18 protein-coding genes and 2 pseudogenes are annotated in these 22,233 nt (G+C 64.2%); 14 read left to right on the top strand and 6 right to left on the bottom strand.

The features are described from left to right. Positions 1-12: 12 nt before the first annotated feature. The 5 genes from N2603_RS26505 to N2603_RS26485 all read left to right on the top strand — a co-directional run bounded on the left by N2603_RS26505 (position 13) and on the right by N2603_RS26485 (position 3,990). Positions 13-1,005, top strand: coding sequence for an OmpA family protein (locus N2603_RS26505; protein WP_260384452.1), 993 nt, complete (start codon positions 13-15; stop codon positions 1,003-1,005). Between the two features lie 37 nt (positions 1,006-1,042). Then, positions 1,043-2,179 carry a thiolase family protein gene (locus N2603_RS26500; protein WP_260384451.1) on the top strand — a complete coding sequence of 379 codons (1,137 nt, stop codon included), beginning with the start codon at positions 1,043-1,045 and terminating at the stop codon, positions 2,177-2,179. Next, positions 2,176-2,535, top strand: coding sequence for a Zn-ribbon domain-containing OB-fold protein (locus N2603_RS26495; RefSeq protein ID WP_260384450.1), 360 nt, complete (start codon positions 2,176-2,178; stop codon positions 2,533-2,535). The genes N2603_RS26500 and N2603_RS26495 overlap by 4 nt, the downstream gene beginning before the upstream one ends. A 598-nt stretch (positions 2,536-3,133) precedes the next feature. Then, the gene (locus N2603_RS26490) at positions 3,134-3,661 is read left to right on the top strand and encodes a carboxymuconolactone decarboxylase family protein (RefSeq protein ID WP_260384449.1); all 528 of its coding nucleotides are present in this window, start codon (positions 3,134-3,136) and stop codon (positions 3,659-3,661) included. Positions 3,662-3,687: 26 nt separating this feature from the next. Further along, a complete protein-coding gene (locus N2603_RS26485) occupies positions 3,688-3,990 on the top strand; it encodes a nucleoside triphosphate pyrophosphohydrolase family protein (protein ID WP_020608014.1) in 303 nt (100 codons plus the stop codon). A gap of 14 nt (positions 3,991-4,004) precedes the next feature. Here N2603_RS26485 and glsA read toward each other — a convergent pair whose 3' ends face one another. The 4 genes from glsA to N2603_RS26465 form a co-directional block, all read right to left on the bottom strand. After that, on the bottom strand, positions 4,005-5,852 hold the full coding sequence (gene glsA / locus N2603_RS26480) for a glutaminase A (protein ID WP_260384448.1): 1,848 nt from the start codon (positions 5,850-5,852) through the stop codon (positions 4,005-4,007). Between the two features lie 21 nt (positions 5,853-5,873). Beyond that, the gene (locus tag N2603_RS26475; RefSeq protein WP_260384447.1) at positions 5,874-8,072 is read right to left on the bottom strand and encodes a TRAP transporter permease; all 2,199 of its coding nucleotides are present in this window, start codon (positions 8,070-8,072) and stop codon (positions 5,874-5,876) included. Between the two features lie 43 nt (positions 8,073-8,115). Beyond that, positions 8,116-9,279, bottom strand: coding sequence for a TAXI family TRAP transporter solute-binding subunit (locus N2603_RS26470; protein WP_260384446.1), 1,164 nt, complete (start codon positions 9,277-9,279; stop codon positions 8,116-8,118). Positions 9,280-9,445: 166 nt separating this feature from the next. Next, on the bottom strand, positions 9,446-9,667 hold the full coding sequence (locus tag N2603_RS26465) for an acyl-CoA carboxylase biotin carboxyl carrier protein subunit (protein WP_018645731.1): 222 nt from the start codon (positions 9,665-9,667) through the stop codon (positions 9,446-9,448). Positions 9,668-9,763: 96 nt separating this feature from the next. On the opposite strand from N2603_RS26465, the gene N2603_RS26460 reads away from it, so the two are divergent. From N2603_RS26460 to N2603_RS26435, 6 genes are all read left to right on the top strand, one after another. Beyond that, positions 9,764-10,738 carry an IclR family transcriptional regulator gene (locus tag N2603_RS26460; protein WP_260384445.1) on the top strand — a complete coding sequence of 325 codons (975 nt, stop codon included), beginning with the start codon at positions 9,764-9,766 and terminating at the stop codon, positions 10,736-10,738. After that, the gene (locus tag N2603_RS26455; protein ID WP_260384444.1) at positions 10,668-12,227 is read left to right on the top strand and encodes an acyl-CoA carboxylase subunit beta; all 1,560 of its coding nucleotides are present in this window, start codon (positions 10,668-10,670) and stop codon (positions 12,225-12,227) included. Before N2603_RS26460 ends, N2603_RS26455 begins: the two co-directional genes overlap by 71 nt. A gap of 243 nt (positions 12,228-12,470) precedes the next feature. Then, a complete protein-coding gene (locus N2603_RS26450; RefSeq protein ID WP_026312424.1) occupies positions 12,471-12,965 on the top strand; it encodes a hypothetical protein in 495 nt (164 codons plus the stop codon). Positions 12,966-13,354: 389 nt separating this feature from the next. Beyond that, on the top strand, positions 13,355-14,764 hold the full coding sequence (locus N2603_RS26445; RefSeq protein ID WP_018645735.1) for a TadE/TadG family type IV pilus assembly protein: 1,410 nt from the start codon (positions 13,355-13,357) through the stop codon (positions 14,762-14,764). 9 nt (positions 14,765-14,773) lie between these two features. Then, a complete protein-coding gene (locus N2603_RS26440) occupies positions 14,774-15,334 on the top strand; it encodes a TadE/TadG family type IV pilus assembly protein (protein WP_260384443.1) in 561 nt (186 codons plus the stop codon). Then, complete coding sequence (locus tag N2603_RS26435; protein WP_260384442.1) at positions 15,334-15,999, top strand: TadE/TadG family type IV pilus assembly protein; 666 nt, start codon at positions 15,334-15,336, stop codon at positions 15,997-15,999. The genes N2603_RS26440 and N2603_RS26435 overlap by 1 nt, the downstream gene beginning before the upstream one ends. Before the next feature lie 215 nt (positions 16,000-16,214). Here N2603_RS26435 and N2603_RS26430 read toward each other — a convergent pair. Beyond that, positions 16,215-17,389 (bottom strand): annotated as a pseudogene (locus tag N2603_RS26430) (patatin-like phospholipase family protein). 223 nt (positions 17,390-17,612) lie between these two features. Between N2603_RS26430 and N2603_RS26425 the strand changes: the two are divergent. From N2603_RS26425 to N2603_RS26415, 3 genes and pseudogenes are all read left to right on the top strand, one after another. Then, a complete protein-coding gene (locus N2603_RS26425) occupies positions 17,613-18,395 on the top strand; it encodes an acetoacetate decarboxylase (protein WP_260384441.1) in 783 nt (260 codons plus the stop codon). A gap of 111 nt (positions 18,396-18,506) precedes the next feature. Then, positions 18,507-19,522: pseudogene (locus N2603_RS26420) on the top strand (transporter). Between the two features lie 63 nt (positions 19,523-19,585). Continuing rightward, entirely contained in the window at positions 19,586-20,929 is a 1,344-nt protein-coding gene (locus N2603_RS26415; RefSeq protein WP_311741563.1) for a carbohydrate porin, read from the top strand. Positions 20,930-20,931: 2 nt separating this feature from the next. Here the strand turns inward: N2603_RS26415 and N2603_RS26410 are convergent, their stop codons facing one another. Further along, the gene (locus N2603_RS26410; RefSeq protein ID WP_018645747.1) at positions 20,932-22,221 is read right to left on the bottom strand and encodes an MFS transporter; all 1,290 of its coding nucleotides are present in this window, start codon (positions 22,219-22,221) and stop codon (positions 20,932-20,934) included. Positions 22,222-22,233: the final 12 nt, after the last annotated feature.

The raw sequence follows: 22,233 nt of genomic DNA, 5'->3' as shown, positions 1-22,233 counted from the left end.
TGGACTCTTTTCATGATCGCCTTCACCCGTCTGCTCATGATCGCGTGCGGTATCGTGCTCGCACCTGCCGCCGCTCGTGCTGCGATGCCGGCCGATGCGCCCGATGCCCGCGACCACGCGCTGATCAGTCGCTATGCCGGATCCTGGCTGGTGGCGCAGGACGTCAAGGGCTTCGACCAGGTCGGGATGCCGCGGGGGAGCGAGAATGGCGAGGTCGTCAAAGTCGAGGGCCGTATCACCCGCTTGTTCTACGTCGCACCGGCCGGCAAATCGGCGCTGGAAGTTCAGCGCAACTACGAGCAGGCGTTGGAGCGCGCCGGCGCGGCCAGGCAGGATAGCTGCGCCGAGGACTGCGGGGCGCGGGATTTTGGCCAGCTTCGCAAGCTTCCGGCTAACCCGTCGCTGCCAAAGGCCCAGCTTGAAGGGTGGAGCCCCATCACGTTGCTCCAGCAATGGCAGGAACCCGGGACCGAGCGCTACTGGTACGGGACCGTGAACGCATCCGGTGCAATGCTGCATGTCGCGATTGTCACGGCGAAGCCGGGAACGGTGGCGCTGTCTGGCAAGTACGTAGCCACCATCGTGGAGATCGTCGAAGCCAAGGCGATGGAGTCCGACAAGGTGGTGGTGGACGTGAAGGCCCTGACGAAGGGCTTGCAGGCCGAGGGCAAGGTGGCGCTTTACGGCCTGTACTTCGATACGGGTAAATCCGTCATCAAGCCGGAGTCGAAAGCTCAACTCGACCAGATGGCACAGTTGCTCCAGTCCGACGGATCTCTCAAGGTCCATATCGTCGGGCATATCGACAACCAGGGCGCGCTGGACGCCAATCTGGCCCTGTCGAAGGCACGGGCGCAAACGGTCGTGGATGCCCTTGCGACGACGTACAAGGTCGATCCGAAGCGGTTGTCGGCGGCCGGCGTCGCCAGCTATGCGCCGCTCGGTAACAACGCGACCGACGCGGGCCGCGCGCGGAACCGCCGGGTGGAGATGGTGTTGCAGTAGGCCGCCGCGACCAGATCGCAGGAGCACAGAAGTCGCCATGAGCTTCATTACCGGCGTCGGCCTCACGCCCTTCGGCAAGCACGAAGGCTCGTCCTCCCTCGACCTGATGAGCAAGGCCGCGCAAGCTGCGCTCGACGATGCCGGGCTGAAGCGCACTGAGATCGACGGCGTCCTCTGCGGCTATTCCACCGTCTCGCCCCACATCATGCTCGCCACCGTGTTCGCCGAGCATTTTGGCATTCGCCCGTCCTACGCCCATGCCGTGCAGGTCGGCGGTGCCACGGGCCTGGCGATGACCATGCTCGCGCATCATCTGGTCGAGGCCGGAGTCGCAAAGCATGTGCTGGTCGTTGCCGGCGAGAACCGCCTCACCGGGCAGAGCCGCGATGCCTCGATCCAGGCGCTGGCGCAGGTCGGTCATCCCGACTACGAGGTGCCGCTGGGCCCGACCATTCCCGCCTATTACGGCCTCGTTGCCAACAGGTACATGCACGAATATGGCGTGACCGAAGAGGACCTCGCCGAATTCGCCGTGCTGATGCGCGCCCACGCCTGCACCCATCCCGGCGCGCAATTTCACGATCCCATCGAGGTCGCCGACGTGATGGCCTCGAAGCCGGTGGCGATGCCTTTAAAACTGCTCGACTGCTGCCCGGTGTCCGACGGCGGCGCTGCTTTCGTCATCAGCCGCGCGCGAACCGGGGAGACGGGCGTCCGCATCCGCGGCTGCGCGCAGGCTCACACACATCAGCATGTCACCGCCGCACCCGCCCTCAGCGAGCTCGGCGCCGAGATCTCCATCGCCTGTGCGAAGGAAGCTACGGGCCTTGCGATATCAGACGTGCGCTACGCCGCCATCTACGACAGTTTCACGATCACGCTCGCGATGCTGCTGGAGGATCTCGGCCTTGCCGGCCGCGGCGAAGCGGCGGCCCGCGTCCGCGCCGGCCATTTCGGCCGCGACGGCGCGATGCCGCTGAACACCCATGGCGGCCTGCTCAGCTATGGCCATTGCGGTGTCGGCGGCGCCATGGCGCATCTGGTCGAGGCGCATTTGCAGATGACGGGGCGGGCGGCGAATCGCCAGGTGCACGATGCTTCGATCGCGCTCTTGCACGGCGACGGCGGCGTGCTGTCGTCCCATGTCAGCATGTTTCTGGAGCGGGTGCGATGAGCGAACGAATCGCCGATTGGACCAAGGGCGAAGGGGCCATCACCTACCAGACCTGTACCTCGTGCGGTCATGTGCAGTATTTCCATCGAGCTTTCTGCGCGGCCTGCGGAGCGTCCGATCCGCGCGAGGAGCGCGCCAGCGGCAAGGGCAGGGTGTACGCGACCTCGCTGGTCTGTCGCGCCGCCACGCCCGAGACGCGCGCGCACGTGCCCTACAACATCCTGCTGGTCGATTGTGCCGAAGGCTTTCGCATGATGGCGCATGGCGACAACGGACTCGCCATCGGCGATTCGGTTGTCGCGAGCTTCAAGCCGTTCGCCGGAACGCTCGTGCCGTACTTTGCCAAAGAGAAATAGTGGGATTGGTACGCTGTAGCCCGGATGGAGCGCAGCGAAATCCGGGGTTCTCACCTTGCGGATGGACTTTCCCGGATTGCGCTGCGCTGCATCCGGGCTACACGACGAATAGTGGAATCCGTCATTCGGGGGCGGTCTGAGGGACCGAACCTGGAACGGGTATTCTGGGCCTGGCCTGTGCGAGAGCCACCCCGGAATGACGAAAACACGCTTACAACGCTTTACTCAACGCCCGTAGAACAAGATGCTGGCGATGACGAGCATCGCCGTCACCGCCAGCATATGCGCGAGCGCTCCCGAGGCCGCCCCCTTGGTGGCTTCCTTCATGCCGTTTTCTCCCTAGACTTGGGCGTGACTCATCGTTGCGCGGCGAGCGCGCAAGACGGCCAATTGTTTTTACTCGGAACACCCCTTGCGAGTATCCTCCGCGATTTGTCCCCACGCGGCGAATATCGACTGTGTCAGGGTCGATCAGCAATGCGGCGGCATTTTGACTCGATGATGTTGCTCCTGCGTCCGCTCGCAATTACAGTTTCAGGGAACTCTCGCCGATGGCGACAAGAAGCATCAAAAGATCAGGGAAAACTTCAGGAAAATCATGGCCCGCATTCAGTACAGCGACCCGTCCAAGGCATCCGACCGCACCCGCGAAATCCTCGACAAGAACCGCCACGCCAACATCTTCCGGATGATGGCGCACTCGCCGAGCTACTTTGAGCAGTACTGCCGTCTTGGCGGCGCGATCAGGCACAAGGGCGAGCTCGATCCGGTCGTGCGCGAGCTTGCGATCACGCGCACCGGTATCCTGTGCCAGGCTCCGTATGAGATCGTCGCGCACAAGCGCATCGGCAAGAATGTCGGTGTCACCGACGAGCAGAACGCGGCGCTCGAGAACTGGCAGGCCGCGACCTGTTTCAATGACGTCCAGCGCGCGGCGCTCGCCTTCACAGACGAGATCGTGAAATTGAACAAGCCGACGGATGCGACCTTCAAGGCGATCGCGTCGAAGCTGACGCCGGCCGCACTGGTTGAATTGCAGCTCTCGGTCGGCTTCTACATCATGACGTCAAAGTTCCTGGAGACCTTCGAGATCGATCTCCAGCCTGTCACCGAAGTGGTGGGCTGATCCGACACAATCGGCGAGGAATGCTCATGACGATCGATGAATATGCGGCCTGGGCCGCGAGCGTTGCGAAAGTCGACGAGCATCCGTCCAACGAGCGGCTGTCCTATCTCGGCCTCGGCCTTGCCGGCGAATCCGGCGAGGTCGCCGACCACATCAAGAAGCTGCTGCGCGACAACTGGCTCGATCAGGCGGGTCTCGTCGACGAGCTCGGCGACGTCATCTACTACTGGGCCTGCCTGTGCGCGGCGACCGGCCAGAAGCCGTCCGAACTGCTCGAGGCGAGCGCTGCGAAGATCAAGCGGCGGCTGAGCGAAGCCGCGAGCCGCTGAGTCACGGCCGCGGCTCACGTCGACGTCAGAATATCCACCTTCGCATTCGCGACGATCAGGCGGTCGGCCAGCAGCCGGGCGAGGTTGCGCATGATGCACTCGCTGGCGCGTGGATGCTGCTCGCGGAAGCGCTCGAAATCTTTCAGCGGCACTTCGAACGCCGTCGCCGCCATGTCGGCGAAGACGTCGGCCGAGCGGGTTTGCTCCAGCAGCGCCATTTCGCCGAACGCCATGCCGGCGGTCAGCGTCGCCAGCCGCACGCCGTCGGGCAGCGTGACATGCACGGCGCCGCTGCGCAGGAAGAACAGGGCGTCGGCGGGATCGCCGGTGGTGAGGATTTTGGCGCCGGACTGATAGGTCCTGACGGTGCAGATCGCGCCGAGCTCGGCCAGCTCTTCCGTGCTGAGGCCCTCGAGCAGCGGCTGTTCGGCCAGCTCGGTGGTCTCGTGAAAGTCAATCGAGCCGCCATAGCGGTAGACGATCTGGTCTTCGGCCCATTCGATCGCGGTGTCGAGCAGGTAGAAATCGCGCACGTTCTTCAGCTCCGCGGTCCATTCGCGCAAGCTGTTCCACTCTTTGGAGGCGCGCCGGACGCCTGACAGGACAACGGTGACGTTGAGTGCGGCGAGCTCCTCGAAGACTTCGGCGACGAGCCGTGCGCCGGCGCGCGTGGTCGAGGTCACGCGGTGGAGGTCGAAGATCACGAACTGCGGCCGCGGCCGGCCCGCGAGCCGGCGCGAGACATAGTCGACCGCCGACAGCGACAGCGTGCCGACCAGCTCGATGATCCGCACCTCCTGCTCATGCGCGGCGAGGATCTCGCGCTCCTGCAGCCGGCGCACGCGTCGGGACGGGCTCTTGCCGATGTCGTAGTCAGCAATAACCGCGTTGCGCGCGTCGTCGCTGCGGTTGAGCATGTGCAGATCGTAGTGCGAGGACAGCGCCTCGCAGACCTTGATGCCGCGCACGCTGTTGCCGTGCTTGTCGAGCTTTGGCGAATAGCTGCCGAGTCCGAGACGCGCGGGCAGGGCGGCCAGAATGCCGCCGCCGACGCCGCTCTTGGCGGGGATGCCGATCCGGTAGATCCATTCGCCCGCGTAATCGTACATGCCCGACGACGTCATCACCGACAGCGTGCGCGAGATCGCGTACGGCGTCATCACCTGCTCGCCGGTGACGGGATTGACGCCGCGATTGGCGAGGGTTGCCGCCATCACCGCGATGTCGCGCGCGGTGACCAGTACCGCGCATTGCCGGAAATAGACGTCGAGCACGGAGGCGACGTTGTCGGAGATCACGGCGTTGGTCTTGAGCAGATAGCCGATGGCGCGGTTGCGGTCGCCGGTCCGGCTCTCCGAGTTGTAGACCGCTTCATCCACGGCGAGATCGCGGCCGGCAAAACGGCTGAGGGCGAGCCGGATCTGCTCGAAAGCCTCCGTGCCCTTGCTGTCGTAGATCAGCCCGGTGCAGGCGATCGCGCCGGCATTGACCATCGGGTTGAACGGATGGTTGTCGGAATTGAGCCGGATCGAGTTGAAGGGATCGCCCGACGGCTCGACGCCGATTGCGCTCTCGACCTTGCTCGCGCCCAGCAGGTCCAGTGCCAGCGCGAACACGAACGGCTTCGACATCGACTGGATGGTGAAGGGCGCCCGGCTGTCGCCCACTTCATAGACATGCCCATCCAGTGTGGCGAGGCTGATGCCGAAATAGGCAGGATCGGCCTTGCCGAGTTCGGGAATGTAATCGGCCACATGGCCTGACGTTTCGGCCGAGAATTCGCTGAGGCAATTGTCCAGAAACCGCAGCAAAGGCGGCTTCGAACGGGTCCAGGCGGTGGCGAGAGGCGATTGCGGTTTCATCGCCCATGTTGTGCAACGCAATCAGGGCACGCGCAACCCGTTCGGCAGGGCCGACTGCCGCCGCACCAGCAACAGCGCGATCACAATCGTGGGCGCGAGGATGGCAAGGCCGAGCAGCGTCACCTGCATCTGCGACAACGGCATGATGCCGCCGCCCGGGGTCGCCACCACGAAGCCGCCGATCACCAGCAGCACGCGGATCGGCCATTCCAGCATCCCGGCGCCGCGCAAGTCCCCGACGAAGGACTGGTAGCCCTGGATGCCGCCGCAGATGAAGAGAATGCCAAAACAGGCAAGTCCCGTCAGCCCGAACGCCTCCAGATACGGATTCGGGCCCTGGAGCAGCAGCGCCGGATTGAGCACGAAGAAGAACGGAATGAAGTAGATGATGCTTCCGACCCACATGCTCTCCCAGCCCGTCTTCATCGCGGGCGCGCCGGCGATACCGGCCGCCGCGAAGGAGGCGATTGCCACCGGCGGGGTGATCGAAGACAGCATGCCCCAGTAGAAGATGAACATGTGCACGGCCATCTTGTTGAGCCCGAGCTTCTCCAGCGCGGGCGCGACCAGGATGGCGAGGAAGATGTAGCAGGAGGTCGTGGTCAACCCGAGCCCGAGGATCAGGCTGGTGATGGCGCACATGATCAGCAGCAGGAAGGCGTCGCCTCCGGCAATGCTGAGCAGGTCGTTGGCGAGGCTCGAGATCACGCCGGTGAGCGAGAAGGCGCCGATCAGGAGCCCGCAGCCGGCGAGGATCGCGATCAGCTCGACGAAGGTCTTGCCGTTGAGTTCGAGAAATTGCAGCCAGCGGGCGCCGCCCCAGTTCTTGCCGGGGAAGAATTCGTTCAGCGCCGCCAGCAGGCACATGCCCCACAGTGCAGCGTTGAGCACGCCGAACCAGAACATCGCAGCCGTCGCCGCGATCGAGCCGGCGAGGACGAGCGTGTTGCCGAGCTTCCAGCGCGCCGGACCCGACCATTGGTGCAGGATCACCAGCAGCACGGAGGCATAGAACGGCGCGTGGCTCTCGCGCTTGAAGTAGAGCAGCATCACCACGAGCACGACGATCACGAACAGATAGTACCAGCCGTCCTTGAAGGCATCCCAGAACCGCGGCAGCTCGGCGCGCGGCAGGCCCTTCAGCTTGTGCCGGGCGGCATAGGCGTCGACCTGCGCGAACAGGCCGACATAGTAGAGGATCGAGGGGATGGTCGCGGCCAGCGCGACGTCGGCATAGCCGGTGTTCATGAACTGCGCCATCACGAACGCGGTGGCGCCCAGCACGGGCGGGGCCAGCACCGCGCCGGTCGAGGCGCAGGCCTCGATCGCGCCGGAATAGGACGGCGTGAAGCCGGTCTTCTTCATCGCGGGGATCGTCATCGTGCCGGCGGTCAGCACGTTGGAGACGATGCTGCCGCCGACGGTGCCGAGCAGGCCGGAGGCGAACACGCAGACCTTTGCCGCGCCGCCGCGGAAGGTGCCGCACATCGCAAAGGCGATGTTGATGAAGAACTTTCCGGCGCCCGTCATCATCAGCGCGGTGCCGAACACCAGGAAGCCGATCACGGTGTCGGCGAAGGCCTGAATGGGAATCCCGAGCAGGCTCTCGCCGGAGAGCATGTGATAGGAGGTGGTCTGCTGCAGCGTCGATTGCGTGCCGCGGAACGGCCCGAGCCAGGAGGAATCCGCAAACAGCGGATAGAGCGTGAAGGGCAGCACGCTCAGCAGCAGGCTCCAGCCCCCGGTACGGCGCAGCGCCTCCATCAGCACGAACCACATCACGAGGCCGGCGGCGATGACGTTGGTGGGCGCGCCGTCGAACTCCCAGCCGAGCTGCGCCGCCTTGCGGATATTGAGCATCAGCCAGATCGCCGAGCCGAAGGTGGCCGCGAACAGCAGAAGGTCGTACCAGGGGATGCGGTCGAGCGGCGCCTTCTCCGATCCCGGGAAGATCAGGAAGGTGAACGGCAGCATCAACGCGATCAGCAGATAAAAGTACTCAGTGTTGAGCTGGGTGTAGTCGATGAAGAACCGCAGCGAGAATTGCTGATTGACGCAGAGGAGGATGGTGGCCGCCGTGGCAACCATCAGCACCCAGCGCCACATGCCCTTCAGCGTGCGGACGCGCGTGACCTCGGCCTCCTGCAGATCGGCGGCGGCACCGAGATGCGGATCCTCGAACTCAACCTTCTTCGCCGGCGCTGCCGCAGTCTCTGACATCGGCGCTCTCCTCAAAACGATCTGCGGCAGGCAGGTCTAACGATCAGTCGAACCCGTTCGGCATGTCGGCCTTGGCCAGCGCCGCGGCGCGCGCCTTCATCCAGCCATCCAGGAAAGCCTTCTCGTCCGAGGGCGGATTGGACTTGCCGTAGTCTGTCCAGGCGGCAGCTAACACCTCCTGCCGCTTGAACAGCTTGTTGTTGTGCGCCTCCTGCGCGTCAGACCATTGCCCGGCTTCCTTCATCGCCTTCACCGCGCCGGGATGCAGCGGCACCACCCAGTTCTTGGTCTGGCGGTCGGCGGCAAGGCCGCCGGCGCCGGGGGCGGAGTCCTTGTAGGCGTCGTAATTGACGATCATCGCCTTGGTGATGGCGTAGACCTGGTCGGCGGGTTGCGAGGCGTAGGCGACGAAGATCGGGTAGGGGTAGTTGCCGAGCTCGACCGGCTTCTCCGGCGAGATGCCGGCGCCACAGGTCGCGACCTGCGGAAAGAAGAACGAGCCGACCTTCTGCATCCGCGCCCAGCCCTCCTTGTCCTTGGCGGGCAGCGGCGGCCAGATCAGGCCGCGCGGCGAGGTCTCGGCTTCCTTGGCGGGGCCGGTGATGGTGGTGCCGAAGGCGGCATCGACGTCGTTGTTGATCAGCCCTTTCCACATCGCGCCGTAGCTTGCGAACTCGACCGCCTTGACGTCCTTCTGCGTCAGGCCTGCGAAGGCGAGCACCGCGAGCGAGTTCTGGTTCAGCGCGGGCGAGCCGACCACGAAGCCGACGCGCTTGCCTTTCAGGTCTTTCAGTTCTTTCACACCGGTGTCGGCTGCGACGCCAAGCGAACCGCAATTGCAATCGACCGTCGAGAGCATGATCTGGAGCGGCTGCGGTCCCCATTCCCTGGAGCCGAACTCGAACACGCCTTCCTGCGCGAAATAGGTGCCCGATCCCATCGCCGCGGAGGCCGCGCGCTTGGCGCGTAGCGGCGCGAGGCGGGCGACGTCGTTGCCGGCCGGCAGTACGCGCACGTCGGTGCTGTACTTGTCCTTCATCATCTTGCCGACGCCGACCGCGATGTTGAAGCCGGCGGTGCCGGTGTCATAGGCAGTGAACGTCAATGTCGCCGGCAGCTTGGTATCTTCGGCGAATGCATAGCGTGTAGACGCAAAAGAAATGCCCGCCACCAGGGCAGGCGCGAGCATGAGCAGCCCTCGAAACATGTTTCCCTCCAATGATCCGCGCTTTGCCGCGAGGATTTTCTTTCTTTGTTTGAAACAAGGTTTTGTTTGAATCGGATCATGTCATCCGTATCAGACGATAGCAACGCCGTACCGCGCATGCAGGAATGTGACTGACAGATTGTCGCGGAAGCCTGGGATAATGCAGTCAGTTCGCGACGATCGCGATCGCCTGTCCCTCGGCGACGAGATCGTCGAGCTTCACCAGAAGCGATGTGATCGTTCCGCTCGCGGGCGAAGGCACCGGGATCTCCATCTTCATCGCTTCGACGACCACAACGTCGTCACCATCCGCGACGGTTCCTCCAACCTGCACGGGAGTTGCGCAGATGCGACCGGCGACCTCCGTGACGATCTTAATTTCTGGCATGCCATCGCCTTTTTGTTGTCGTCGCAAAATGCCTGAGGTAGCGTCGTCTGCAAGTGGAATTTAATTCCGCAGAGCGGAACAAACAAAGTAGGGAACATGGGACGACGATCGGAGCGGTTGAGTAGGCAAGGTGCGCTCGCTGGCGAAGCCGGTGAGGGTGATGTCATCCAGGTGGTGTCGCGCGCGTTCGATGTGTTGCGATGCTTCGAGGGCCACGAGGCCCGGCTCGGCAATCTCGAGATTTCAAATCGCTGCGGCCTGCCGCGCTCGACGGTGTCGCGGCTCACGCACACGCTGACGCGCATGGGCCAGCTCGTCTATCTGCCGCGCGATCAGAAATATCGTATCGGCCCGAGCGCGGTGGCGATGAGTGCCTCGATGATGAAGGGCGCGCAGCTGCGCAGCATGATCCGCCAGCGGCTGCAGGAAGTCGCCGAGCAGCTGCCGGGCACGGTCGGCTTCGTCGTGCCGGACCGCTTCCATCTCGTCTATCTCCAGTTCGCGCGCTCGGCTTCTGCGCTCGGCCTGCATGAGGGCACCGGCAGCCGCATCTCAATGGCCTCGACCGCTGCGGGCGCGGCCTACACTGCGGCGCTGTCGCCGGAAGTCGGCGATGCCTTCATCGCGGAGATGGAGCGCGAAGCGCCCGAGGCTGCGAAGATCCTCAAGCCTCGCATCGAGGCTCACCGGCAGTCGCTGCGCGAGCGCGGCTATGTCGTGGCCTGCGGGTTGTGGAGCCCGCACATCAACGGCCTCGCGGTGCCGATCTGGTCGCCGCAATATCAGACCTTCGTCGTCATCACGATCGGCCTTCTCTCGGCGATGTATGACGAGCAGCGTCTGCATGACGAGGTCGCTCCGCTCATGCTCGCGCTCGGCCGCTCGCTCGGCAGCCTGATGGAGGGCGCGGAAGGCGACGTCTTCAACAACCGCATCTCGCGCAAACCGGTCGCAATGGCCGTGCACAACAATAACAAGCCGATCAACTCGGAGGGAGTGAATGAACTGGAAGCCGGAACTCGACGAGCTCGCCCGGCGCGAAGCCTTCGCGCGGGAGATGGGCGGCGTTGACAAGGTCAAGCGACAGCATGACCAGGGCCGGCTGACTGTTCGGGAGCGTATCGACAAGCTGATCGACAAGGGCAGCTTTCACGAGATCGGTGCCGTCTCCGGCATCGGTGAGTACGATACCAGCGGCGATCTGAAGAAACTGACGCCGGCGAACTGCGTGTTTGGCCGCGCGCGCGTCGACGGCCGAACCGTGGTCGTGGTCGGCGACGATTTCACCGTGCGCGGCGGCTCGGCCGATGCGTCGATCTCCGCCAAGCCGCTGATGGCGGAGGAGATGGCGCACGACTTCCGCCTGCCCATCGTCCGCATCATCGAAGGCTCCGGCGGCGGCGGTTCGGTGAAAACGATCGAGACCAAGGGCGCGGCGAATTTGCCGGGCGGCATCGGCGGCACGCGTTGGTACCGCTTCACGACCGAGAACCTGTCGCGCGTGCCCGTGGTCGCGCTCGGCCTCGGCTCGGTCGCAGGCCTTGGCGCGGCGCGTCTTGCCGCCAGTCACTATTCCATCATGACGCGGAAGTCCGCGATGTTCGTCGCGGGCCCGCCGGTGGTGAAGGCGCTCGGGCAGGATCTCTCGAAGGAGGAGCTCGGAGGCGCCGAGATCCAGACCCGCGCCGGCGCGGTCGATCATGCCGTCGACACCGAAGAGGAGGCGTTCGCCTGCGCGCGCCGTTTCCTCTCTTACCTGCCGTCGTCGGTTTACGAACTGCCGCCGACCTTGCCCTGCGCGGACAGTCCCGAGCGCGGCGACGAAGCGCTGATGAGCGCGGTGCCGCGCAACCGCAAGCAGGTCTACAAGATGCGCCCGATCATCGAGTCGGTCGTGGACAAGGGCTCGTTCTTCGAGGTCGCGAAGAACTTCGGCAAGCCGATCATTGTCGGTCTCGCGCGGCTCGAGGGCCGGGCGGTGCTGGTGCTCGCCAGCGACAGTTTTCATTATGGCGGCTCCTGGACGGCGGATGCCTGCCAGAAGGTGGTGCGCTGGGTCGACTTCGCCGAGACCTTCCATCTGCCAGTCGTCTATCTCATGGACTGCCCCGGCTTCATGATCGGCCTCGATGCCGAGAAGGCCGCCACCATCCGTCACGGCGTCCGCGCCATGGCCGCGGTCAACCAGACCACCGTGCCCTGGTGCACCGTGATCCTGCGCAACGCCTTTGGCGTCGCCGGTGTCGTGCATCAGCCGGCCGACCGCTTCTCGATCCGCTACGCCTGGCCGTCGGCCTATTGGGGCTCGCTGCCGCTCGAGGGCGGCATTGAAGCGGCCTACCGCGCCGACATCGATGCGGCTGAGGACAAGGGCGCGAAACTGAAGGAGATCGAGGAGCGGCTGAACAAGCTGCGCTCGCCGTTCCGCTCGGCCGAGAAATTCTGGGTCGAGGAGATCATCGATCCCCGGAAGACGCGCTCGCTGCTCTGCGAGTTCGCGCGGCTGGCCGAACCGCTGCGCAAGGCCGGCCCGCCGGAGAATATGACGATCAGGCCGTGAGGCCCTGCTGTCGCGGCGAACACCACCGCTGAGGAATAAGCTCGGCTTTACGAACCCGTCATTGCGAGCGCAGCGAAGCAATCCAGAATCTTTCCGCGGAGGGACTCTGGATTGCTTCGCTGCGCTCGCAATGACGGCGGCAACGTTCGGGCAATCTCCGCAACATTTGTAAACATCTTCGCCAACATCTCGCGGCTGTTCACGCTTAGGACGCGCGCGGATTTTACGGATCAGGATTGGCAGATGCTATTGAAGTCCATGGCCGGGCGTATCGGTGTCGGCGTGGTTTGTCTTGTTCTCGTCGGCGCGAGCCCGTTGCAGGCAGAGCAGGTGTTCGACAGCCTGGCCGGCGCATGGTCGGGCACCGGCACCATGAAGCCGTCGGACGGCCCGCGTGAAAAGGTTCGCTGCAAGGTGGCGTACAACGTCACGCGGCCCGGACGGTCGCTGACACTGGACCTGCGCTGCGCGAGCGATGCGTATAAGATGGCCCTGTCCGCCAACATCGAGCAGAGCGGGACGGAGCTTTCGGGAAACTGGTTCGAAAGCGAGTACCGCCAGGGCGGCAAGGTCTACGGCACGAACAGGGATGGCCTGATCGAGGCCCGGATTGAAGGAAACACGGTGGCCGCGCTGGTGACGATCCAGACCAAGGCCACGCATCAGTCCTTCCTGATGGAAGCTCCGGGCTCCTGGATGTCGGAGGTCGCAATCGAATTGAACAAGGAAGCGAAGTGACCTCGATCTCCGCCTGTGCGGAGGCGCCTCGCGTTTCGGCACGCAATCAATTGGGGCACGTCCGGCGTCCCCATACCGCCATGTCCTTGATGCGCGCCTCGAAGCCGCCCGGCGACCGGGGGCCGCACGCATTACGCGTCCCTGCACCCCATCGCTGCAATCTCCGGGAACCTGTTTAATTGGCGTTAATGATGCCCTCTCAATAAGACACATCTCAATTTGTTGCGGTCCATGTTTATGGATTGCCCGTAAGCGTTGATTAAGAAGCCCATCCTCATAGTCGGCCCGTGATCAGGCGAGGAATGGGCTGAAAACCCCTCAATCCGCCCCAATCACACCAGTTCAGGGATGTGTCGCTGCCGCAACGACGGCAATCAGGGTTAAGGGCAATGCTCCGCCGCGCAGTGCTTCGTTTCGCCAGAGACCGGAAGGCCAATGTCGCCATCATCTTCGCGCTGATGATGGTTCCGATCATCTTTCTCCTGGGCATGACGCTGGATTACACGCTGGCCTTGCGCAAGCGCGAGCAATTGAACGCGGCCGCCGACGCGGCTGCGATCGCCGCCGTGCGGCCGGCGATGCTGACTCAAAGCGACGCCACGGTCGTCAAGGCGACCGCAGCAGCCGTGTTCGCAGCGAAGGCCAATCTTTCCGGTCTGGCGGCGGTGCCGACGCCGACCATCACGGTCACCGATTCCGGGCTCTCGCGCAGCATCACGGTGTCCTACACGGCGGGCTCGGTCAACAATTTCCCCGGCGTGCTCGGCAAGCAGACCTGGCAAATCGGCGGTTCGGCGACGGCAAAGGCATCCAGCGCGCCCAACATGAATTTCTATCTGCTGATGGACGACTCGCCGTCCATGGGCATCGGCGCGACCACGACCGACATCAGCAACCTCATCAAGTACACCGCCCCCGCGTACCAGACAGCGGCGGCCTCGCAGAACTGCGGCTTCGCCTGTCATCAGACCAATATCGCTCACGACGGCGGGACCAAGGATAACCTCGCGATCGCACGATCCAACAATATCAAGTTGCGGATCGATCTCGTGACGAGTGCCGTCAACCAGTTGCTCAATACGTGGTCGAACTGCCCGCAGTCGGGCATTTCGGGCGGCGTCATGCAGTGCATGGCGGCCTTGAACAACACCACCTACAAAGCGGCGCTCTATACGTTCGACCTGACTTTGAACGAACTGGCCAAGCTGACCACCCCGAGCCTCGCCGGAGGCCAGGTCAACAACATCTCGCTGATGCCGGTCGCCTACCAGAACTGCGTCGTTCCGACGACCAACTGCAAGACCGACAACGGCACGGATATCGCCGGCGCGCTCAAAAGCATCAACGACATCATGCCCACGCCCGGGCTTGGCAGCAACGCGTCGGGAGATACGCCGCAGGAAGTGGTGTTCCTTGTCACCGACGGCGTCGAAGACAAGATCTCCGCGACTTGCCCCAACGCGAGCTTTGCCTCCAACAGTCGATGCCAGCAGCCGCTCGACACGACGATGTGCACGACCATCAAGAACCGGGGCATCAAGATCGCCGTCCTCTACACCGAGTATCTGCAGCTCATCGCCAATTCCGCCACCGGTATCCAGAAAACGGATAACTGGTACATGACCTGGATCGACAAGTACGACCAGCCTACTTCCTCAACCGGCAAGATCGCGCAAAACCTCCAGGCATGCGCCTCGCCTGGTTTCTATAAAAGTGTTCAGACGGGCGGCGATATTTCCGCGGCCTTGACGGACCTCTTCATCAAGGTCGCGTCCAGCACGGCCAGCCTGGTGCAGTAGAGAAACGCCATGACCGGTCCGGACGTTGCAACAACCAAGAGACGCCGCCATCGCGGCGCTGCTTTCGCGCGCGACAGCAGGGGCGCCACGGCCGTCGAATTCGCGCTCGTGGCCGCGCCGTTCCTCGCCCTCATCATCGCGCTCCTTCAGACGTTCCTCGTCTTCTTTGCCCAACAGCTGCTCGAAAACATCGCGCGTCAATCCGCGCGCCTGGTCATGACCGGGCAGGTGCAGTCTGCGCAGATGACCCAGGCCGCCTTCAAGCAGAAGGTCTGCGACCAGATCTCGATCCTGTTCACCTGCAGTGGTCTGATGGTTGACCTGCAGGTGGCCAATTCGTGGTCCGCCGCCAATACGGGCATGCCGACCTTGACCTTCGACGCTTCGGGAGCCGTCACGAACACCTGGCAATACAATCCGGGAGATGCCGGCGACATCGTCGTTCTCCGGGTGATGTACGTATGGCCCGTCATGCTCGGGCCGCTCGGTTTCAACCTCTCGAACCTTTCGACCGGCAATCGGCTGCTCACGTCGTCGGCCGCGTTCCAGAACGAGCCAGGAGCCTCCTGATGATCGCCGCCTTGTCGTCTCGCGCTCGACGCCTGCTAGCCGACGACCGCGCTGTCGCCGCGACGGAGTTCGCCATCGTAGCGCCGTTCATGCTGGTGCTCTACGTCGGCGGCGTCGAGCTCGGCAATGGGCTGGCGATGAACGTCAAGGTCAGCGCCACCGCGCACAGTGTCGCCGACATGGTCACGCAGAACACGTCGCTCAGCACATCCCGGATGCAAGCCATTCTCGGCTCGGCGCAGGCGATCATGGCGCCTTATGCCGTCAAGGATTCCAGCGGGGCTTCGCTGATTACGATCACGGTGTCTCAAGTCTCCACCGACGGCAGTGGAAACGCGACCGTGCAATGGAGCGAGTCAACCAATACGTCGGCGGCGAGAAAGAAGGGGGACCCGATGACCTTGTCCTCGTTCACCGCACCTGACCCGAACAATCCCAGCAATAAGAACATCTCGCTCATTCTGAGCGAGGTTAGCTATAATTACACGACGAATCTCGGCTACACCATCGCCGGCACCGTGAAGCTGAGCGACAGCTACTACCTGTTCCCGCGCTGCTCGACGAACAGCCCGACCTCGTCGAGCTTTCCGTACTACGACGTGAAGTATTCGTCGACGTCGACGACCTGCACCTGCATCCAGCACTTGCAGCAGAAGAGCTGCTGAGGCGTCATCCGGAAGGCGCATAGCGGCGTCAGCCCGATCACGCCCCTCTGCGGAATGGCGGAGAAGGAATTCGGAATAGTCGCATTATGCCCCTGTTTTGCCCGACGGGTCAAATCGCCGAGCCGACGCGCTAAGTCATTGATCCAGCACGTCCCGGCTACTGTGCATGGGGTTGTTTTCGCACTTTTTTGTTTTCGCGCTTCCAGAAAGCTGCCTCACGCGCTCTCCGTCTCCCGGTGCACGTCGTGCACCACGAGGCCCATGCCTTCGTCCGGCATCTTGATCCAGTCGCGGCGCTTCAGGGTGCGCTTGGTATCCTCGTAGCCGCTCGTCCAGTGCTCGCGCATCGAGGTGCCCGAGAATTCGTGATCCTTGGCATCGCCCTCATAGGCCTTCTGCTGGTAGATCAGATGCAGGATCGCGATCTCCGGCATGTTGCGCAGGCTCGCTTTCAGCTGGCGCTCCTCCTCGGAGAGCTGCTCGTCCGGCAGCTTCGCCAGCGCCTTGTAGAGCAGGACCTTGAGGTTGTGCGTGCGGCGGTAGACGTCGGTGTTGTGGCGCGTGCGCGAGGAATACATGATGTGCTTGTGGCGGGCCATCACGTCCTGGATCGAGCGCGGCAGCACGCCGCGGGCGCTGAACAGATCGACCTGGAACACCAGCGAATTGAGCGCGTCCTCCTGATCGAGCAGGTGCTGCAGCGGCGTGTTGGAGACGATGCCGCCGTCCCAGAAATGATCGGTGCCGATCCGCACCATCGGCAGCGCCGGGGGCAGGGCGCCCGATGCCATGATGTGCTCCGGACAATCTCGTCATGGGCGTTGTCGAAATAGATGAAGTTGCCCGAGAGCACGTTGACCGCGCCGACGGCGAAGCGGACCTTCTTCTCGTTGATGAGATCGAAGTCGACGAGCTCGCGCAGGCTCTCCTTCAGCGGCATCGTGTCGTAATAGCTGGTGGCGGTCTTGGCGCCGACCGGGCTGAACCAGGGGTTGACCTGATTGGGCGTGAAGAAGCCGGGCTGGCCGAGGGTGGAGGTCATCCACGCGCTGGTGAGGTTGCGCCACTGGCGGAAGACGTCGCCATCGGGCGTGTAGTGCCAGATCTTGCGGTTGGTGATGCGCTCCCAGAAGATGCGCAGCGCTTCCAGCCGTTGCTCCGGCCGGTTGCCGGCGATGATGGCGGAATTGATGGCGCCGATCGAGACGCCGCAGACCCAGTCGGGCTCGATGCCGGCCTCGTGCAGCGCCTGGTAAACGCCCGCCTGGTAGGCGCCGAGGGCACCACCGCCCTGCAGCACCAGCGCGACGCGGTCGCAGCGCTCGGGGCGCCAGCCGCGTGAGGCAGGCTGATGCGTTGAGTAGGTCGGCTCCGATGTGCGGGCGTCCATGGTGATGCCTCCTGAGTGTCTACGACGATTGCGTCCCGCGGTGACGGCGTGATGACAATTTCGGCGCCGATGCATCGCCTGCATGCACGTCAGCCGGAACGGGAATGCCGGCGGTCGTGGGCCTGACGGAAATCCTTCACATCGCAGTCAACGAGTGCGGCTAGCAATCTGCATCACCGCCTGACGCTGCCGGGCGGGCATCACAGACATCAGGAGACCAGCGATGCGCAGGGAAGATGTGCTGAGACTTCCGTCCATGCCGGCCGCCGGGCCGAGCTATCCGGCCGGGCCCTACCGCTTCGTCAACCGCGAATTCCTCGTCATCACCTACGAGACCGATCCCGACCTGATCCGCGCCGGCCTGCCTGAGCCGCTGGAGCCGATCGACCAGCCGATCGTGCATTACGAATGGATCAAGATGCCGGACTCTTCCGGCTTCGGCAGCTACACCGAATCCGGCCTCGTCATCCCCGCGCGCCTCGATGGCGAGGAGGTCAACTTCGTCTCGCAGATGTACCTCGACGACGATCCGCCGATCGCGGCCGGCCGCGAGATCTGGGGTTTTCCCAAGAAGTACGCCCATCCCAAGCTCGAGATCGTCAAGGACACGCTGACGGGCACGCTGGAATATGCCGGCCAGCTCGTCGCGATGGGCACGATGGGCTACAAGCACGAGAGCATGGCCGGCAACGGCGATCTCACCCGCGCCACGCTGTCGAAGACGCAAATCAATCTGAAGATGATCCCGGGCGTCGACGGCCGTCTGGAAGTCTGCCAGCTCGTCGCGATCAACCTCACCGACATCGTGCCGAAGGGCTCCTGGATGGGACCCGGCCGGCTGCATCTGGTGCCGCACGTCAACGCGCCGGTCGCGGACTTCCCGGTCCGCCGCTGCCTCGGTGCGCACCATTACATCGCCGACCTGACGCTGCCGTTCGGCCGTGTCGTGCACGATTATGTCAAGGAAGCCGAAGCTGTGGCTGCGACGGGGCTGGCCGCGGAGTAGGGCGCCATCATCAAACTGTAACACTGGCGTAATTGAGTACCCGCGTGGAGCCGGGCGATGCCGTCAGCCATCGTCCGGCGACGGGGCATTGGTTGACGGTTGGGGCTATCCATGGCTGAGCCGGCGAAGCTTGTCAGCGCGATATCGGACACTGACCCCGCCATTCCCGGCCTGGTCTGGGCGTTCCGCCTGCACAGCGACGGCAGCGCCGAGGCGCTGCCGATCGACCGGCCGATCGAGTTCAGCCATGACGGCCGCCTCTGGCTGCATTTCAACCTGACGGACGCGCGCGTGCGTCCATGGATTGCGGCGTCCAGCCTGCCGCCGCTCGCGCGTGATCTGCTGCTCTCGCACGACACGTTCCAGCAGCTCCACGTCATCGACCATTGCGTCTACGGCGTGTTCTCCGATCTCGTCCGCGAGATCGACAGCCCGACGGAGGAGACCGCGTTCCTGCGCTTCGCCATGACCGAGCGGCTCCTGGTCAGCGGCCGTCATCAGGCGCTGTGCTCGGCCGACGCGGCGCGGCGGGTGCTGGAAGGCGGCTACCGCGTCGACAATGTCGCTCATCTCCTGGAAAAGATCGTCGACGAGGTCGCCGACACGCTCGACCGGATGGTCGACAAGCTCGGCCAGGAGATCGACGATATCGAGGAACGCATTTTGGCGGATGAGGCCAAGTCCGAGATGCGCCGCAACCTCGGCCGCCTGCGCCGCACCTGCGTCCGGCTGCATCGCCAGCTCACCGGCCTGCGCGTGCTGTTCCACCGCCTCGACCAGAAGAACACCGACCACCTCTCGCCCGCGCTTCGCATCCACGCCGGCAAGCTCGCGCAGCGGCTCGATGGCCTCGATCACGACATCGTCGAGCTGCGCGAGCGCAGCCGCCTGCTCGAGGAGGAGCTGCGCTTCAAGAACGAGGAGGAGAGCAACCGCCACCTCCATACGCTCTCGATCGTGACCTCGCTCTTGCTGCCGCCGACGCTGATCACCGGCATCTTCGGCATGAACACCAAGGGCTTGCCGCTCACCGACGTCGAGACCGGTTCCTCTGGGCGGCGGTGCTGATGGCCTCCTCGGTCGGCGCGGCCTATCTCTTCATGCGGCGCACGGGCATTTTCAAATAGCGCGCGTCGATCGTGAGTTGGAGTACCCGAAAATCCCTGGCGGCCGCGGTCGCGCTGACCGGCATGGCGGCAAGCACGAGCGCATTTGCCGGTGCCAAGGACGAGAGCGCGGCGGAATGGCTGTTTCCAAAATGGTTCAACGAGTGGCATGACGGCCTCGCCAACAAGGGCCTCAACTTCGGCGCGACCTACATCGCGGACAACATCGCCAACGTTTCCGGCGGCGTGAAGCGCGGCGCCATCCATTTCGGCCGGCTCGATCTGTCGGTCGATGCCGATCTCGACAAGCTGGTCGGCTGGACCGGCGGCCGCTTCTACGCCAATGGCTTCGTGATCTACGGCCAGGGGCTCTCCCGCAACTACGTGCAAAACCTCGCCACCATCAGCGAGATCGAGGCGCTGCCCGACCAGCGGCTCTACAACGCCTATTTTGAGCAGAGCTTCTTTGGCGATCGCCTGAACATCAGGGCCGGTCAGCAGGCCGCCGACGTCGAGTTCTTCGACAGCCAGACCGATGACCTCTTCATCAACGGCACCTTCGGCTGGCCCGCGATCAAGGCGAGCAATCTTCCGGCCGGGGGCCCGGCGCCGCCGATCGCGGTGCCCGGCATCCGCATCAAGGCGGCGCTGTCGGACCAGGTCACCGCCTATGGCGCAGTGTTCAACGGTGATCCCTCGGGCCCGGGCGATCAGGACCCGCAGATTCGCGACCATCACGGCCTCGCCTTCCGCGTCAACGATCCGCCCTGGGTGATCGGGCAGGTCCGCTTCAACTACGACATCGACTTTGGCGGTCGTCCGCTCGCCGGCAATTTCACGCCCGGCGCCTGGAAGCATTATGGCTCGTTCGACAGCCAGCGCTTTACCGCGGAAGGGCAGTCCATCGCCGATCCCGCTGGAAGCGGCATTCCGGCCAGGCTGCGCGGCAACTACGGCATCTTCGCGGTGATCGAGCAGGTGCTCTACCGCCCGCCGGAGGTGAGGGAGAACAGCACCTCGGCCTCGCTCCCCGGCATCACGGCGTTCGGCCGCATCGCCTACAGTCCGCCGGACCGCAATCTGATCGACCTTTACCTCGACGGCGGCATCGGCTTCGTCGGCTTCACGCCAGGCCGTCCCCTCGACCGCTTCGGCGTGGCGATGGCTTATATGCGGATATCGAACACCGCGCGTCGTCTCGACGTCGATGCGAATGTCTACACCGGCGTACAGGGGCCGGTGCGCAGCAACGAGACGCTGCTCGAGATGATCTACGAGGCGCACATCAAGCCGGGGTGGCTGATCGCGCCGTACTTCCAATACGTGTTCCGGCCCTCGGGCGGCGTCCCGAACCCGAACGATCCGACCGGCGTCTCGCGGATCGGTGACGCCGCAGTGTTCGGCGTCACCACCACGATCAGGTATTAGCTTCAGGCCACCGCGGGCTGGAGCTTCGGCTGCCGCGACAGCGCCAGCACGATCAGCGCGGCGAACACACAGAGCGCGCCGGCGATGAAGAACGCAGGCAGATAGCTCTGGTAGACCGTCCGTGAGAAACCGGCGCCGAACGCTGCGGTGCCGGCGCCGAGCTGATGGCCGGCGAAGATCCAGCCGAACACCAGATTGGCGCGCTCTGGCCCGAATTTCTGCGCGGTGAGGCGGACTGTGGGCGGCACCGTCGCGATCCAGTCGAGCCCGTAGAACATCGCGAAGATCGAGAGCCCATAGAACGAGAAATCGCTGAACGGCAGGAAGATCAGCGAGAGCCCGCGCAGGCCGTAGTACCAGAACAGCAGATAGCGGTTGTCGTAGCGGTCCGACAGCCAGCCCGACATGATGGTGCCGAAGAAATCGAAGATGCCCATTGCGGCGAGCAGGCTCGCGGCCTGCACCTGCGGAATGCCGAAATCGAGGCACATCGGGATCAGGTGCACCTGCACGAGGCCGTTGGTGGAGGCGCCGCAGACGAAGAAGGTCGCAAACAGGATCCAGAATGCGGTTGACTTGGAGGCGTCACGCAGCGTGCCGAGCGCCACCGCCGTGATCGAGCCGTGGCTCACTGGCGGTGCGGGCAGGGGCTCGGTGCCCTCGTCGCCGAACGGGCGCAGGCCGAGGTCGCTCGGCCGGTCGCGCATCGCGAGCAGCACGGCCAGCGCCGAGACGCCGAGCATGATGCAGACGAAGCCGAGCGCGAGGCGCCAGCCGAAGCGTTCGGTGAGGCTTGCGAGCAGCGGCAGGAATACGAGCTGGCCGGTGGCGACGCTCGCGGTCATGATGCCGACCACGAGGCCGCGTCGTGCTGCGAACCAGCGCGTCGCAATGGTCGCGCCCAGCACCAGCGCGGTCATGCCGGTGCCGATGCCGATCACGACGCCCCACAGCGCGATGAGCTGCCAGATCTCGGTCATGCCGAGCGAGAGCACCAGTGCCGAGACCACGATGAGCTGCGCCGTCAGCGTGACGTTGCGCAGGCCGTAGCGGTTGAGCAGGGCGGCGGCGAACGGCGCCATCAGCCCGAACAGGATGAAGCGGATCGACAGCGCGGAGGAGATCTGCGCCGTGCTCCAGCCGAACTCCTTCTGCAGGGGAACGATGAACACGCCGGGCGCTCCGACCGTGCCGGCGCTGATCAGCGCGGCAAGGAAGGTCACGCCGACCATCACCCAGCCGTAGTGGATATTGCGGCGGGAAAGCGCTGCCGCGAGCCAATTCGAGATCATTGGGCCTCAATG

Origin of the sequence: Bradyrhizobium huanghuaihaiense (genome assembly GCF_025200885.1) — a bacterium.
Classification (GTDB): domain Bacteria; phylum Pseudomonadota; class Alphaproteobacteria; order Rhizobiales; family Xanthobacteraceae; genus Bradyrhizobium; species Bradyrhizobium huanghuaihaiense.
This window is presented reverse-complemented; position numbering and strand designations above follow the sequence as displayed.

What these genes read in the sequence shown, in the direction of transcription:
- N2603_RS26505 (WP_260384452.1), top strand. Translation starts at nt 13, where the DNA reads ATGATCGCCTTCACCCGTCTGCTCATGATCGCGTGCGGTATCGTGCTC.
- N2603_RS26500 (WP_260384451.1), top strand. Translation starts at nt 1,043, where the DNA reads ATGAGCTTCATTACCGGCGTCGGCCTCACGCCCTTCGGCAAGCACGAA.
- N2603_RS26495 (WP_260384450.1), top strand. Translation starts at nt 2,176, where the DNA reads ATGAGCGAACGAATCGCCGATTGGACCAAGGGCGAAGGGGCCATCACC.
- N2603_RS26490 (WP_260384449.1), top strand. Translation starts at nt 3,134, where the DNA reads ATGGCCCGCATTCAGTACAGCGACCCGTCCAAGGCATCCGACCGCACC.
- N2603_RS26485 (WP_020608014.1), top strand. Translation starts at nt 3,688, where the DNA reads ATGACGATCGATGAATATGCGGCCTGGGCCGCGAGCGTTGCGAAAGTC.
- glsA (WP_260384448.1), bottom strand. Translation starts at nt 5,852, where the DNA reads ATGAAACCGCAATCGCCTCTCGCCACCGCCTGGACCCGTTCGAAGCCG.
- N2603_RS26475 (WP_260384447.1), bottom strand. Translation starts at nt 8,072, where the DNA reads ATGTCAGAGACTGCGGCAGCGCCGGCGAAGAAGGTTGAGTTCGAGGAT.
- N2603_RS26470 (WP_260384446.1), bottom strand. Translation starts at nt 9,279, where the DNA reads ATGTTTCGAGGGCTGCTCATGCTCGCGCCTGCCCTGGTGGCGGGCATT.
- N2603_RS26465 (WP_018645731.1), bottom strand. Translation starts at nt 9,667, where the DNA reads ATGCCAGAAATTAAGATCGTCACGGAGGTCGCCGGTCGCATCTGCGCA.
- N2603_RS26460 (WP_260384445.1), top strand. Translation starts at nt 9,764, where the DNA reads ATGGGACGACGATCGGAGCGGTTGAGTAGGCAAGGTGCGCTCGCTGGC.
- N2603_RS26455 (WP_260384444.1), top strand. Translation starts at nt 10,668, where the DNA reads ATGAACTGGAAGCCGGAACTCGACGAGCTCGCCCGGCGCGAAGCCTTC.
- N2603_RS26450 (WP_026312424.1), top strand. Translation starts at nt 12,471, where the DNA reads ATGCTATTGAAGTCCATGGCCGGGCGTATCGGTGTCGGCGTGGTTTGT.
- N2603_RS26445 (WP_018645735.1), top strand. Translation starts at nt 13,355, where the DNA reads ATGCTCCGCCGCGCAGTGCTTCGTTTCGCCAGAGACCGGAAGGCCAAT.
- N2603_RS26440 (WP_260384443.1), top strand. Translation starts at nt 14,774, where the DNA reads ATGACCGGTCCGGACGTTGCAACAACCAAGAGACGCCGCCATCGCGGC.
- N2603_RS26435 (WP_260384442.1), top strand. Translation starts at nt 15,334, where the DNA reads ATGATCGCCGCCTTGTCGTCTCGCGCTCGACGCCTGCTAGCCGACGAC.
- N2603_RS26425 (WP_260384441.1), top strand. Translation starts at nt 17,613, where the DNA reads ATGCGCAGGGAAGATGTGCTGAGACTTCCGTCCATGCCGGCCGCCGGG.
- N2603_RS26415 (WP_311741563.1), top strand. Translation starts at nt 19,586, where the DNA reads ATGGCGGCAAGCACGAGCGCATTTGCCGGTGCCAAGGACGAGAGCGCG.
- N2603_RS26410 (WP_018645747.1), bottom strand. Translation starts at nt 22,221, where the DNA reads ATGATCTCGAATTGGCTCGCGGCAGCGCTTTCCCGCCGCAATATCCAC.